The following is a 12,852-nucleotide window of genomic DNA, read 5'->3' as shown; positions in this document are numbered from 1 at the left end:
CCGCTATCGCGTGAATGAGGATGGCAGCGTGGGCGCCCATAATGATGTGCGGCTGGTCAGCCTGCTGCACAAGATGGGCTATCGCGGCACCACCAGCACCATCCTGTCCTTTGGCGAGGAGGGGCGCTGCCAGGGCTTCCTGGTGGGTAAGCCGCATCACGGCCTCTCCTACATGTTCCAGATGATGAATGAAGCGCGGATCGGCGTGGGCCTGGGGGCGGCCGCCCTGGGTTACGCCGGCTACCGCTATTCGGCGGACTATGCGCGCACGCGACCGCAGGGCCGGCCGCTGGAGGCCCGCGACCCGACCAGCCCCATGGTCCCCATCATCGAGCATGCCGACGTCCGCCGCATGCTGTTGCAGCAGAAGGCCGCGTCGGAGGGGGCCATCGCGCTGTGCCTGCTCTGCGCCCGGCTGGTGGATGAGGAGAAGACGGCAACAGAAGAGGCGGACCGCCGGCGCGCCAGCCTGCTGCTGGAACTGCTGACCCCCATTGCCAAATCCTGGCCATCGGAACATTGCCTGGAGGCCAATAAATGGGCCATCCAGATCTTGGGCGGCTATGGCTATACCCGCGATTATCCGGTGGAGCAGTATTATCGCGATAACCGCCTGAACCCGATCCATGAAGGCACCTACGGCATCCAGGCCAACGACCTGCTGGGCCGCAAAGTGTTCATGGATGGTGGAGCGGCGCTGGCATTGCTGGGCGAGGAGATTACGGCGACCATCACAGAAGCGTTGGCCCGTCCGGCCCTCGCCGGCCACGCCAGCGCCCTGACCAGCGCTCTGCTACGGGTGTCCAACGTCACCAACACGCTGCGCCCTGTACGTGCGCAAGGCGAGGTCGCCCTGTGCCTCGCCAATGCCACCACCTATCTGGAAATGTTCGGCCATACGGTTATGGCTTGGGTTTGGCTGCGGCAGGCTCTGGTGGCCGATGCCTGGCTGGCGGCAGGTCGGGGGAACGCTGACCACCTTAACGGCAAACTGGCCGCCTGCCGCTGGTTTTTTGCCCATGAACTGCCCAAGACGGCCACCCAGGCCGGTATCCTGACCAGCCTGGATCGCACGGTGCTGGATGTGGAGACGGGCTGGCTGTAACCGCCTGACCTTCCTGTTATGGTGCGTCCACCCTTCCCCCGCGTGTGACGCAGCATGGCCGACACTTTCCTGACCGACATCTGGTATTTCGCACTGCCATCGGCCTCGTTGAAACCGGGGAAGATGCTGGCCAAAACCTTGCTGGGCCAGCCCGTGCTGTTCGCGCGGGGCGATGATGGGGCGGCCTTCGCGCTGCGCGATATCTGCCCGCACCGGGGCATCCCGCTGTCCTGTGGCCGATTCGACGGGCGGGAGGTGGAGTGCCGCTATCACGGCTGGCGCTTCGATGGCGGCGGCGGCTGTACCGCCATCCCCTCCCTGGTGGAGGGACAGGAATTCGATATCGGCCGCATCAAGGTACGGCGCTATCCCGTGGCAGAGGCGCAGGGCAATCTCTGGATCTGGATGGGTGACGGAACGCCGGAGGGGGAACCGCCCCAGATGCCCGACATGGAAGGCCGGGTGCCAAACATGACGGAGGTCATGCATTTCCCCTGCCCTGTCGATCACGCCGTCATCGGTCTGATGGACCCGGCACATGGCCCCTTCGTGCATCAGAGCTGGTTCTGGCGGTCGTCACGCTCCATCCATGAAAAGGCCAAGGCCTTCGGGCCTGCCCCTTATGGCTTTGCCATGAAGCGGCACCGGCCATCATCCAACTCCGCCGCTTACAAGCTGCTGGGCGGCGCGCCGGAGACGGAGATCACCTTCAGGCTTCCCGGCGTCCGGGTCGAACATATCGCGGCCGGCCGTCACCGGATCGTCAACCTGACAACCGTCACCCCGCTGGACGCCAATAACACCGAGGTCACCAACAGCTTCTATTGGACCTTGGGCTGGGCCAATCTGGCCAAGCCCATCCTGCGGAAGTTCGTCCGCCGTTTCCTGGGCCAGGACCGCGACGTGGTCGTGATGCAGCAGAAGGGGTTGGCGCATGATCCGACCCTGATGCTGATCAGGGACGCTGACACGCAAGCCCGTTGGTATCACCAACTGAAGAACGAGTATCAACGTGCCCAGGATGAAGGCCGGCCCTTCGTCAATCCGGTCAAGGACACAGTCCTGCGCTGGCGAAGCTGAGGGCGCTGACGCGGCAAAATGAAAAAAGGGGCGGTCACCCGATCGGCGACCGCCCCTTTTTCGACTTGTTGTCCGCCCCGATAGGTCAGCCGATAATGGCTTCCAACTGACGGGTGACCTCGTCAATGTCGGCCATTCCGTCCACCTGCTTCAGCACACCGTGATCACGGTAGTAGGGAAGGATGGGCGCGGTGTCGCGTTCATAGGCGGCCAGACGCTTGCCGAAGGTCTCGGCATTGTCATCGGCGCGCCGGGTGAACTCGGTCGAACCACAATTGTCGCAGACGCCGGCCACCGCCGTCGGCTTGAACGTGTCGTGATAACCGGTACCACACTTGGCACAGGTGAAGCGGCCCGTGACGCGGGTAACCAGCGCCGGCCCGTCCACCTTCATCTCGATCACATGGTCCAGCTTGAGGCCCTTGTCGGCCAACATGCTGTCCAGGGCGGCCGCCTGCGGCACCGTGCGCGGGAAGCCGTCCAGGATGAAGCCCTTGGCGCAATCAGGCTGGTCGATCCGTTCGGAGATCATGGCGATCATGACCTCGTCCGGCACCAGTTGCCCCGCCTTCATGATGGCATCGGCACGCTGGCCCAGTTCCGAACCGCTACGCACGGCGGCGCGCAGCATGTCGCCCGTCGAGAGTTGCACCGTTCCATATTTCTTTTCCAGGCGCTGGGACTGTGTCCCCTTACCGGCGCCCGGCGGACCCAACAGAATCAGGTTCATCCACGTCTCCCACGCAGCTTGGCCTTCTTGATCAGCCCTTCATACTGATGCGCCAGCAGGTGGGAATGGATCTGGGCCACGGTATCCATGGTCACCGTGACCATGATCAGCAGGCTGGTGCCACCGAAATAGAAGGCGGCCCCATATTCCGCCATCATGATTTCCGGCAGCAGGCAGACCACCGTGATGTAGGCGGCCCCCACCACCGTCAAACGGGTCAGCACGAAGTCCAGATAATCGGCCGTGTTCTTGCCGGGCCGGATGCCCGGAATGAACCCGCCATACTTCTTCAGATTCTCGGCCGTCTCGGTCGGATTGAAGACGATGGCGGTATAGAAGAAACAGAAGAAAACAATCAGCGCCGTGTACAGCACCATATAGAGCGGCGTGCCATGCGCCACGAAACGGGTAATCGTGGCCAGCCATTCCGGCCCACCGGCCGAAGAGAAGCCGACTGCCGTCAGCGGAAGCAGCAGCAGCGAGGACGCGAAGATCGGCGGAATGACGCCAGCCGTGTTCAGCTTCAGCGGCAGGTGCGACGCCTCGCCGCCATACATCTTGTTACCCATCTGTCGCTTCGGGTACTGCACGATCAGACGGCGCTGGGCGCGTTCGAAGAACACGATGCCCGTAATCACGATGACCGCCAGAACCAGCAGGCCCAGAATGAACCAAGTGCTCATGGCACCGGTACGGCCCAGTTCCAGGATCTTGACGAAGGCGCCCGGCAGCGCCGCCACGATACCCGCGAAAATGATCAGCGAGATGCCGTTGCCGACACCGCGCGCCGTGATCTGCTCACCCAGCCACATCAGGAACATGGTGCCACCGACCATGGTGATGACGGTCGACAGGCGGAAGAACCAGCCCGGATCGATCACCACGCCGCCACCCGCCTGGTTCATGCCCTCAAGCCCAAGCGCCAGCCCGTAGGACTGGACCAGAGCGAGAGCCACCGTCAGGTAGCGCGTATACTGGTTCAGGCGCTTGCGCCCCGACTCGCCTTCCTTCTTCAAGGTCTCCAGCGACGGCGCCACGGCGGTCATCAACTGGATGATGATGGAGGCGGAAATGTACGGCATGATGTTGAGCGCGAAAATCGACATACGCTCAACGGCGCCGCCCGCGAACATGTTGAACATGCCCAGAATCCCGCCCGACTGATTGGCGAAGAAGCTGGCAAAGGCGCCGGAATCGATACCGGGAAGGGGAATGTATGTTCCCAACCGGTACACGATCAGCGCCCCAAGGGTAAACCAAATCCGCTTCTTCAGTTCCGTCGCCTTGGAAAAGGCGCCGAAATTGATATTTGCGGCAAGTTGTTCAGCGGCGGATGCCATCAAAGGCCTCTTGGCAAGGTCACAGTCCCGGCCGAAACGGATGGCCGGTCATTCTCACGCGTATCAACAAGACATATGGGCATGTGGTCAACATGAAAAACACTGGCGAGCGCAAGCCATGTGCCGCAGGCGTGGGTCAGGACGCCTGAGACACAGGACGGCACCGCGACCGACAATCCTCTTCATCGGCCTGGCCCTGGATATCGGGGCCAAGCCGGTCACGTCAATGCCACCAATGTCGGGGCTGACGACCCGGCCGGCCCCCCGGCGCGCACGCCGGGAGACCGACCAGTTGCCAATCATCACGCCGGCCGAGGCACCGGTGCCCCATGGCGACCGACCCCATCCTTGCCCAGTGGCGCCACGGCGAAGGCGGTAACATCCGACATGGACACCGGGCGCAGCGGCGTATCGCTCCACGCCGACGGGTCCTTGACGATCACCACGACCATCCCCGCATACCGCCCAGACTGGGCCGCCACATGGTCGCCTTCCATGAAGGCGCTGGCGACAGAGCGGTTGAAGATGGTCTTGAAGACGTAGGAGGAGAGCTTCACCAGCGTGCGGGCCAAAGGCGACTTGTAATGCTGAACCCGGGCCACATCGGCCTCCATCAGCACCGCCGTGATTCGGCGCAGCCGCTTCAGAGACAGGATCGGCTCCACATGGACGGAATAGCCGCGCGCCTTGAGGTAGTTGAAGCTCTTGAGGTCGAAATAGTGGATGTGACCGTGCAGCTCCTCCCGCTTCACCGTATCGGCAACCTGCTCTGGCGTTTCATGCGGGACGGTGATGACCACGGCCTTGCGGGCGATGCGCAGCAATTCGTCGACAGCGCGGAAATTGTCGAAAACATGCTCAACCGTCTCGCTGGCCAGGACGACATCGTAGCTTTCATCCGGGAATGCCAGACCATGAAGGTCGATCGGCGCCGTCTTGATGCCATAGAGATCGGCGGCGCGATTGCAGGCCTCCTGCGACAGATCGCAACTGATCACGTCCGAGCCGAACAGATGCTTGACCAGCGCCGCCTTGTATCCTTCGGCACCACCGGCGTCGAAAAAGGAGTTGAAGCGCAGATGCGCCAGCTTGCGCATGATGGCGTAGGAAATGATGTAACGGTCGTGCCAGTTCGGCTCCGAATGGCCTTGGCGGAACCCGTAGATCGGCTGATGACCATAATAGCGGCCATCGATGAACTCCGCCGGGCTGAAACGCTCGTCAAGCCAGGCGCGCAACTCACCGATATAATCGCTGACCTTGCGGGTCGTCAGCGGCCGTAGGACGGTGCTGCCGCCAGGGAGCAGCTTTCCCGACGCGTCGGTAATGCGGATATCGAACGTCTCCGGTCCCAGCGGAAGATTGACCTTCGCCTCAAAGGCGATATGGCCGCCGTGATCGACCACCGTGTGATAATCCTGATTAAAATCAGTGACATTCAGTTCCAGAATCAGCCGTTCATTCGCAAATACCCTGACAACGCCACCGTCGATTCCTGACTTGTGCAGCGACCCGCGAATAATATCGTGACTGATCAGATTTATCGAATTCGACACGTCCTGCACGTGAACCTCCGGGTCCAAAACCAATTCGAGACGGTAGTAAGCTTAAACAGCCAGGCGTTCAAGGGTGCCCGCGGCGTGGACGCCCCGGCAATCGGAATACGCCATTTCGGATAATACCGTGGGTCAAATTCCTGACCGGGAGTATCCGCACCGATAGGCGCCGCAGCGACCATATCCACAAAACGAAACAAGGCCCCGGATCGCTCCGGGGCCTTGTCTCACATAACCGGGCTGTACCCGATGAACCGATCAGGCCTCAACGGCCGGCAGGTTCACCTTGCCACCAGCGGCCTCGACGGCGGCGACGGCACCGGCGGAGGCGCCAGCCACGTCGAACGTCACGGCGGCCTTAAGGGCGCCCTTGTTCAGCAGACGCACGCCATCGGCGGAAACACGCACCAGGCCGGCCTTGACCAGCGCCTCGGCGTTCACCGTCTCAGCGGCGTTCAGACGACCGTCATCGATGGCCTTCTGCACGGCGCCCACATTCACCACGGCGTAATCCTTGGCGAACGGAACGTTGGAGAAGCCACGCTTCGGCAGACGGCGATGCAGGGGCATCTGGCCGCCTTCGAAGCCCTTGATCGAGACACCCGTACGGGACTTCTGACCCTTGACGCCACGGCCACCGGTCTTGCCCTTACCGGACCCGATGCCGCGGCCGATGCGCATGCGAAGCTTGCGTGCGCCCGGGTTTTCACTGATTTCGTTGAGCTTCATGGTGTTGATCCTTCAGGCCGTATCGGGGAAACCTCTTACGAGGCCTCCTCGACGCGCACGAGGTGCCGAACCTTGTTGATCATCCCACGGACAGAAGGCGTGTCTTCCAGCTCGCGGGTGCGGTTCAGCTTGTTGAGCCCGAGACCGATCAGGGTGGCGCGCTGATCGGCCTGACGGCCGATCGGGCTACCCGTCTGGGTCACGATGACGGTGTTCTTGTCAGCCATTTACGCGGCCTCCTTCTCACCATCGCGCTTGCCGAGAATGTCGGAAACGCGACGACCACGACGGGCAGCCACCGAACGCGGGCTGACGCACTGCGTCAGGGCATCGAAGGTCGCCTTGATCATGTTGTGCGGGTTGGAGGTGCCGACCGACTTGGTCACCACGTCCGCCACGCCCAGAGCTTCGAAGATGGCGCGCATCGGGCCACCCGCGATGATGCCGGTACCCGGAGGAGCCGCACGCAGCACGACCTTGCCGGCACCGAAGTGACCGAACACGTCGTGATGCAGCGTGCGACCCTCGCGCAGCGGCACGCGGATCATGGAGCGCTTGGCCTGCTCGGTGGCCTTGCGGATGGCCTCCGGCACTTCGCGGGCCTTGCCCGAACCGACGCCGACGCGACCCTTCGCGTCACCGACAACCACGATGGCAGCGAAGCCGAAACGACGGCCACCCTTAACAACCTTGGCGACACGGTTGATCCCGACGAGCTTTTCGACGAGATCATCGCCTTCGCGTTCCTCGCGACGATCACGGTTGTCGCGATCGCGGCGCTCGCCACGATCGCGGCCACGCCGCTCATTCTCGCCGCCGGCCGCGCTGTTCTCATTACGAGCCATGCTAACCCCCTTAGAACTGCAGGCCGGCTTCGCGGGCGGCGTCGGCCAAGGCCTTCACGCGTCCGTGATACAGGTACTGACCACGATCGAAGTAAACGGTGCTGACACCCTCCGCCACGGCGCGTTCGGCAATCAACTTGCCGACGGCCTTGGCCGCCTCGATGTCGGCGCCGGTCTTCAGGGCTTCGCGCAGATCCTTTTCCAGGGTCGACGCAGAGACCAGCGTGCGGCCGGCCTCGTCGTCGATGATCTGGGCATAGATATGCTGGCTCGACCGGAAGACCGAGAGACGAGCGCGCCCGCTGCCGACCTTGCGGAGCCGGGCGCGCACCCGCGCCCTGCGGCGCGCGTTGAGATCCTGTTGCTTGCTCATCGTCGTCCGCCTTACTTCTTCTTGCCTTCTTTGCGGATGATCGTCTCGTTATCGTACTTCACACCCTTGCCCTTGTAGGGCTCGGGCGGACGATAACCACGGATCTCCGCAGCGATCTGACCAACTTGCTGCTTGTCAGCGCCGCTGATCGAGATGGACGTCGGCTTGTCGCACTTCATCGTGATACCCGCAGGAATGGGGTAGCGGATGTCGTGGGAGAAACCCAGGTTCAGCACCAGCTCCGAACCAGCGACGGCGGCCTTGTAGCCGACGCCGGTGATTTCGAGATTGCGGGTGAAACCCTTGTCCACACCGGTCACCAGGTTGGCAACGTTGGTACGGGCGGTGGCCCAGTTCTGGCGAGCGCGCACCGTTTCGGTACGCGGCAGGACGGTAATCTTACCGTCCTCCAGCTTGGCCTCGATTTCGTCGATCAAGTTCAAGCTGAGCTGACCCAGCTTGCCCTTGGCGGTGACAGTCTGACCGGTGACCTGGACGGTAACGCCGGCCGGCACCGGCACCGGATGCTTTCCGATACGGGACATGTGGCCGTGCTCCTTAGAACACCTTGCAGAGGACTTCGCCGCCGACATTGGCAGCGCGGGCCTCTACATCAGACATGACGCCGCGGGGCGTCGACAGGATCGAAATGCCCAGGCCGTTATAGACCCGGGGCAGATCGGCGATCTTCGAATAGATGCGGCGGCCCGGCTTGGAAACGCGGTGCACTTCCTTGATGACCGGCTCGCCTTCGAAGTACTTCAGTTCGATGCGCAGAGACTGCACACCGGGACGATCTTCCTCCACGGCATAACCGCGGATGTAACCTTCACGCTTCAGAACTTCCAGCACATTGGTGCGGAGCTTCGACGCGGGGCTCGTCACGACCGACATACGGGCTTTCTGACCGTTACGAATACGGGTCAGCATATCGCCCAGGGGATCGCTCAGGCTCATTACCCGACCCTCCTTACCAGCTGGACTTGGTCATGCCCGGGATCTGGCCATTGCTGGCGAGATCACGCAGGGCGACACGGCACAAGCGGAACTTGCGATAGAAGGCGCGCGGACGCCCCGTCAGCTCGCAACGGTTCCGGATGCGGGTGCGGCTGCCATTGCGGGGCAACTGCGCCAGCTTCAGGACGGCCGCGAAACGCTCCTCGTCGGACAGTTCGCGGTCCTTAGCGGTCGCCTTGAGAGCGGCGCGCTTTTCCCGGTGCTTCGCCGCCAGTTCGGTGCGGCGCTTGTTCTTCTCGATCGAGCTCTTCTTAGCCATTGGTCCCCGCCTCCCCGGCGAAAGGCATATCAAAACCCTTCAGGAGAGCCTTGGCTTCCTTGTCGGTCTTGGCCGTGGTGACGAAGATGATGTCCATACCGCGGATATCGTCCACCTTGTCGTAGTCGATTTCCGGGAAAATGAGCTGTTCCTTGAGACCCAGCGCGTAGTTCCCGCGGCCATCGAAGGCGTTGCCGTTGATGCCGCGGAAGTCGCGGACGCGCGGCAGCGCGATGGTGACCAAGCGATCCAGGAACTCATACATGCGGTCGGCACGCAGGGTGACCTTGCAACCGATCGGCATGCCTTCGCGCAGCTTGAACTGGGCGATGGACTTGCGGGCCTTCGTGATCACGGGCTTCTGGCCGGTGATGGCGGCCAGTTCGGCGGCAGCCTGATTCACCTTCTTGCCGTCGCTGGCAGCTTCGCCAACGCCCATGTTGATCACGATCTTTTCCAGACGCGGAATCTGCATGTCGTTGGCGTAGTTGAACTCCGCCTTCAACTTTGCACGCAGGGTCGCGTCGTAGCGTTCTTTCATACGAGCAGCCATGGCGCGCCTCACTCGATCACTTCGCCGGAAGCCTTGGCGAAACGGACCTTGCGGCCGTCCTCCAGCGTCCGGAAGCCGACGCGGGTCGGCTTGTTGGTCTTCGGGTCGAGGATGGCGACGTTGGACAGGTCCAGCGCCGCTTCGATCTCGACGATGCCGCCCTGCTGCATCGGGGTCTGACGCTGGTGCTTCTTCACCAGGTTGACACCGCGCACCTTGACACGGCCCTCGGACGGCAGAACGGCGATAACCTCGCCCGTCTTGCCCTTGTCCTTACCGGTGATGACAGCGACCTTGTCGCCCTTGCGGATCTTCGCAGCCATCAGAGCACCTCCGGCGCCAGCGAAATGATCTTCATGAACTTCTTGCCACGCAGCTCACGGGTCACGGGCCCGAAAATGCGCGTACCGATCGGCTCGCCCTGCTTGTTGATCAGCACGGCGGCGTTACGGTCGAAGCGGATGACGGAACCGTCCTCGCGGCGCAGTTCCTTGGCGGTGCGAACGATGACCGCGCGCTGCACGTCACCCTTCTTCACGCGGCCGCGCGGGATGGCCTCCTTCACCGACACGACGATGATATCGCCGATGGCGGCGAAGCGACGACCAGCGCCGCCCAGCACCTTGATGCACTGCACCCGGCGCGCGCCGCTATTGTCCGCGACTTCCAGGTTGGTTTGCATCTGAATCATGGAATGTCTTCCTTATCTTCAGGCGTTCGGAGTGTCGCCGGCGGCCGGAGCCACGACGACGGTCCACCGCTTCGACTTGGAGATCGGACGGCATTCTTCGATCTGGACAACGTCACCGATCTTGAACGCGTTCGCCTCGTCGTGGGCGGCGTACTTCTTGGACTGCTTGATGAACTTCTTATACACAGGATGCATAACGCGGCGTTCGACCAGGACGGTGACGGTCTTGTCACCCTTGTCGGACACCACGGTACCCTGCAGGACGCGACGGGGCATCGTTAACCCCTCCTCAGGACGCGGACACAGCAGACACCGTCTGCTGGCCCAGGATGGTCTTGATGCGGGCGATGTCGCGACGCACCACACGAACCCGCGCCGTATTCTCCAGCTGGCCGGAAGCCTTCTGGAAACGCAGGTTGAACTGCTCCTTCTTGAGCTGGAGGAGCTGATCGTTCAGCTCGTCCGTGCTCTTGCCGCGAAGGTCGGTAGCCTTCGTCATGCCTCACCCCCTTCACCCAGACGGGTGACCATACGCACCTTGATCGGCAGCTTTGCAGCGGCCAGCTCGAAAGCGCGCGTGGCCAGCTCGGCCGGAACACCATCGACTTCGAACATGATACGGCCCGGCGCAACGCGCGCGGCCCAGAATTCGGGCGAACCCTTACCGGAACCCATGCGCACTTCGGCCGGCTTCGAGGACACGGGCAGATCCGGGAAAATCCGGATCCAGACGCGGCCCTGACGCTTCAGGTGGCGGGTGATGGCACGACGCGCCGACTCGATCTGACGGGCCGTGATACGCATCGGCTCGACAGCTTTCAAGCCGAAAGCGCCGAAATTCAGAGTGGTACCGCCCTTCGACGCGCCGTGAATACGGCCTTTGTGCGCCTTGCGGTACTTGGTACGCTTCGGACTCAGCATGGCATGTAGCCTTCTCTAGATCCCTTGCCAGTATCCGGATGATCAGCGGGCGGCCGTCTGTTCCGCGGCGCGCTTGTCCTGCGCCATCGGATCATGGGCCAACACTTCACCCTTGAACACCCACACCTTGACACCGCAGGTGCCGTAGGTGGTCTTCGCGGTGCCGACACCATAATCGATGTCAGCGCGCAGGGTGTGCAGCGGCACGCGGCCTTCGCGGTACCACTCGATACGTGCGATTTCCGCGCCGCCCAGACGGCCGGAGCAGTTGATACGGATGCCCTGGGCGCCCAGACGCATCGCCGACTGCACCGCGCGCTTCATGGCGCGACGGAACGCCACGCGGCGCTCCAGCTGGCTGGCGATGTTCTCGGCGATCAGGCGGGCGTCCAGCTCCGGCTTGCGGATCTCGACGATGTTCAGGTTCACTTCGGAACCCGCCATCTTGCTGAGCTCCAGGCGCAGCTTTTCGATGTCCGCACCCTTCTTGCCGATCACCACACCCGGACGGGCCGTATGAATGGTGACGCGGGCCTTCTTGGCCGGACGCTCGATGATGACGCGGCTGACACCGGCAGCCTGCAGACGGGACTGCAGGTAACCGCGCAGCTTCAGATCCTGATGGAGCAGCTTGGCATAGTCACGACCAGCGTACCAGCGGCTGTCCCACGTCCGGTTGATACCGACGCGCAGGCCGATCGGATTGACTTTCTGACCCATTATTCAGCGGCCCCCTCGGCCTTGTCCTCAGCGCGCTCACGCACGATCACGGTCAGGTTGCTGAACAGCTTCTCGACACGGGCGCCACGACCGCGGGCGCGGGCATGGAAACGCTTCATGACCAGAGCCTTGCCGACCGTCGCGTGGGACACGAACAGGCGGTCAACGTCCAGCTGGTGGTTGTTCTCGGCGTTCGCGATGGCGGACTGGAGGACCTTCTTCACTTCGCCAGCGATACGACGCTTGGAAAATGTCAGAAGGGCGACAGCTTCACCAGCGGACTTTCCACGGATCAGCTGTGCAACCAGGTTCAGCTTCTGCGGGCTCGTGCGGATCATTCCGCCGAACGCCTTGGCCTCAGTCTCGCTGAGGCGCCGTTCTGCAGCCGGCTTTCCCATGATTACTTCCTCTTCGCCTTCTTGTCGGCCGCGTGGCCGTAGAACGTACGGGTCGGCGAGAACTCACCGAACTTGTGACCGATCATGTTCTCGGTCACCAGCACCGGCACGAACTTCTGGCCATTATAGACGCCGAAGGTCAGACCAACGAAATGCGGCAGGATCGTGGAACGACGCGACCAGATCTTGATGATCTCGTTGCGGCCCGACGCGCGCGCCTTGTCTGCCTTCTTCAACAGGTAGCCGTCAACGAACGGCCCCTTCCAAACGGAACGAGTCACGGCAGCACTCCCTTACTTAGCGCGGCGGCGGATAATGAGCTTATCCGTGCCCTTGTTCTGACGCGTCTTCTTGCCCTTGGTCGGCTTGCCCCACGGCGTGACCGGGTGACGACCACCGGAGGTGCGGCCTTCACCACCACCGTGCGGGTGGCCGATCGGGTTCATGGCGACGCCGCGAACGGACGGACGCTTGCCCAGCCAGCGGTTACGACCGGCCTTGGCGATGACCACGTTGGACTGGTCCGGGTTGGACA

Annotated in this window: 21 protein-coding genes and 1 pseudogene; 2 read left to right on the top strand and 20 right to left on the bottom strand. The window is 62.6% G+C overall.

The window, feature by feature from the left end:
• Nucleotides 1-1,105: acyl-CoA dehydrogenase (locus KBA48_RS29180; protein ID WP_292912206.1), on the top strand; the 1,105-nt coding region annotated here is incomplete at its 5' end.
• A 54-nt stretch (nucleotides 1,106-1,159) separates the two neighbouring features.
• Nucleotides 1,160-2,185: an aromatic ring-hydroxylating dioxygenase subunit alpha gene (locus tag KBA48_RS29175; RefSeq protein WP_292912205.1), complete on the top strand. Its 1,026-nt coding sequence runs from the start codon at nucleotides 1,160-1,162 to the stop codon at nucleotides 2,183-2,185.
• Nucleotides 2,186-2,270: 85 nt separating this feature from the next.
• Here KBA48_RS29175 and KBA48_RS29170 read toward each other — a convergent pair whose 3' ends face one another.
• The 20 genes and pseudogenes from KBA48_RS29170 to rplB form a co-directional block, all read right to left on the bottom strand.
• Nucleotides 2,271-2,915 (bottom strand): adenylate kinase, encoded by a 645-nt coding sequence (locus KBA48_RS29170; RefSeq protein WP_292912204.1) that lies wholly within the window; start codon nucleotides 2,913-2,915, stop codon nucleotides 2,271-2,273.
• Nucleotides 2,912-4,255, bottom strand: coding sequence for a preprotein translocase subunit SecY (gene secY / locus KBA48_RS29165; protein ID WP_292912203.1), 1,344 nt, complete (start codon nucleotides 4,253-4,255; stop codon nucleotides 2,912-2,914). Before secY ends, KBA48_RS29170 begins: the two co-directional genes overlap by 4 nt.
• Before the next feature lie 302 nt (nucleotides 4,256-4,557).
• Nucleotides 4,558-5,820: a bifunctional 2-polyprenyl-6-hydroxyphenol methylase/3-demethylubiquinol 3-O-methyltransferase UbiG gene (locus KBA48_RS29160; protein ID WP_292912202.1), complete on the bottom strand. Its 1,263-nt coding sequence runs from the start codon at nucleotides 5,818-5,820 to the stop codon at nucleotides 4,558-4,560.
• A 249-nt stretch (nucleotides 5,821-6,069) separates the two neighbouring features.
• Nucleotides 6,070-6,540 (bottom strand): 50S ribosomal protein L15, encoded by a 471-nt coding sequence (gene rplO / locus KBA48_RS29155; RefSeq protein ID WP_292912201.1) that lies wholly within the window; start codon nucleotides 6,538-6,540, stop codon nucleotides 6,070-6,072.
• 35 nt (nucleotides 6,541-6,575) lie between these two features.
• Nucleotides 6,576-6,767, bottom strand: coding sequence for a 50S ribosomal protein L30 (rpmD, locus tag KBA48_RS29150; protein WP_292912200.1), 192 nt, complete (start codon nucleotides 6,765-6,767; stop codon nucleotides 6,576-6,578).
• Complete coding sequence (gene rpsE / locus KBA48_RS29145) at nucleotides 6,768-7,385, bottom strand: 30S ribosomal protein S5 (RefSeq protein WP_292912199.1); 618 nt, start codon at nucleotides 7,383-7,385, stop codon at nucleotides 6,768-6,770.
• Nucleotides 7,386-7,395: 10 nt separating this feature from the next.
• Nucleotides 7,396-7,758 (bottom strand): 50S ribosomal protein L18, encoded by a 363-nt coding sequence (rplR, locus tag KBA48_RS29140; protein ID WP_292912198.1) that lies wholly within the window; start codon nucleotides 7,756-7,758, stop codon nucleotides 7,396-7,398.
• An 11-nt stretch (nucleotides 7,759-7,769) separates the two neighbouring features.
• Nucleotides 7,770-8,303 (bottom strand): 50S ribosomal protein L6, encoded by a 534-nt coding sequence (rplF, locus tag KBA48_RS29135; RefSeq protein WP_292912197.1) that lies wholly within the window; start codon nucleotides 8,301-8,303, stop codon nucleotides 7,770-7,772.
• A gap of 13 nt (nucleotides 8,304-8,316) precedes the next feature.
• The gene (gene rpsH / locus KBA48_RS29130; RefSeq protein ID WP_054168352.1) at nucleotides 8,317-8,715 is read right to left on the bottom strand and encodes a 30S ribosomal protein S8; all 399 of its coding nucleotides are present in this window, start codon (nucleotides 8,713-8,715) and stop codon (nucleotides 8,317-8,319) included.
• 13 nt (nucleotides 8,716-8,728) lie between these two features.
• Nucleotides 8,729-9,034: a 30S ribosomal protein S14 gene (gene rpsN, locus KBA48_RS29125; RefSeq protein ID WP_292912196.1), complete on the bottom strand. Its 306-nt coding sequence runs from the start codon at nucleotides 9,032-9,034 to the stop codon at nucleotides 8,729-8,731.
• Nucleotides 9,027-9,587: a 50S ribosomal protein L5 gene (gene rplE, locus KBA48_RS29120; RefSeq protein WP_292912195.1), complete on the bottom strand. Its 561-nt coding sequence runs from the start codon at nucleotides 9,585-9,587 to the stop codon at nucleotides 9,027-9,029. Before rplE ends, rpsN begins: the two co-directional genes overlap by 8 nt.
• An 8-nt stretch (nucleotides 9,588-9,595) precedes the next feature.
• Entirely contained in the window at nucleotides 9,596-9,913 is a 318-nt protein-coding gene (gene rplX, locus KBA48_RS29115; protein WP_342752431.1) for a 50S ribosomal protein L24, read from the bottom strand.
• A complete protein-coding gene (gene rplN / locus KBA48_RS29110; RefSeq protein WP_094456275.1) occupies nucleotides 9,910-10,278 on the bottom strand; it encodes a 50S ribosomal protein L14 in 369 nt (122 codons plus the stop codon). The genes rplX and rplN overlap by 4 nt, the downstream gene beginning before the upstream one ends.
• An 18-nt stretch (nucleotides 10,279-10,296) precedes the next feature.
• Nucleotides 10,297-10,554 carry a 30S ribosomal protein S17 gene (gene rpsQ / locus KBA48_RS29105; protein WP_292912194.1) on the bottom strand — a complete coding sequence of 86 codons (258 nt, stop codon included), beginning with the start codon at nucleotides 10,552-10,554 and terminating at the stop codon, nucleotides 10,297-10,299.
• A 13-nt stretch (nucleotides 10,555-10,567) separates the two neighbouring features.
• Nucleotides 10,568-10,777: a 50S ribosomal protein L29 gene (gene rpmC / locus KBA48_RS29100; protein ID WP_292912193.1), complete on the bottom strand. Its 210-nt coding sequence runs from the start codon at nucleotides 10,775-10,777 to the stop codon at nucleotides 10,568-10,570.
• On the bottom strand, nucleotides 10,774-11,199 hold the full coding sequence (gene rplP / locus KBA48_RS29095; protein WP_054168359.1) for a 50S ribosomal protein L16: 426 nt from the start codon (nucleotides 11,197-11,199) through the stop codon (nucleotides 10,774-10,776). The genes rpmC and rplP overlap by 4 nt, the downstream gene beginning before the upstream one ends.
• A gap of 42 nt (nucleotides 11,200-11,241) precedes the next feature.
• Complete coding sequence (rpsC, locus tag KBA48_RS29090) at nucleotides 11,242-11,919, bottom strand: 30S ribosomal protein S3 (protein WP_292912192.1); 678 nt, start codon at nucleotides 11,917-11,919, stop codon at nucleotides 11,242-11,244.
• A complete protein-coding gene (rplV, locus tag KBA48_RS29085; RefSeq protein ID WP_054168361.1) occupies nucleotides 11,919-12,317 on the bottom strand; it encodes a 50S ribosomal protein L22 in 399 nt (132 codons plus the stop codon). Before rplV ends, rpsC begins: the two co-directional genes overlap by 1 nt.
• Before the next feature lie 2 nt (nucleotides 12,318-12,319).
• Nucleotides 12,320-12,598: a 30S ribosomal protein S19 gene (gene rpsS, locus KBA48_RS29080; RefSeq protein WP_054168362.1), complete on the bottom strand. Its 279-nt coding sequence runs from the start codon at nucleotides 12,596-12,598 to the stop codon at nucleotides 12,320-12,322.
• Nucleotides 12,599-12,610: 12 nt separating this feature from the next.
• Nucleotides 12,611-12,852: pseudogene (gene rplB, locus KBA48_RS29075) on the bottom strand (50S ribosomal protein L2); the annotation flags it as partial.

The organism is Niveispirillum sp., from assembly GCF_017996735.1.
In the GTDB taxonomy this organism is placed as follows: domain Bacteria; phylum Pseudomonadota; class Alphaproteobacteria; order Azospirillales; family Azospirillaceae; genus Niveispirillum.
The sequence above is the reverse complement of the archived record's forward strand: the minus strand, read 5'-3'. Positions and strand labels throughout refer to the sequence as shown.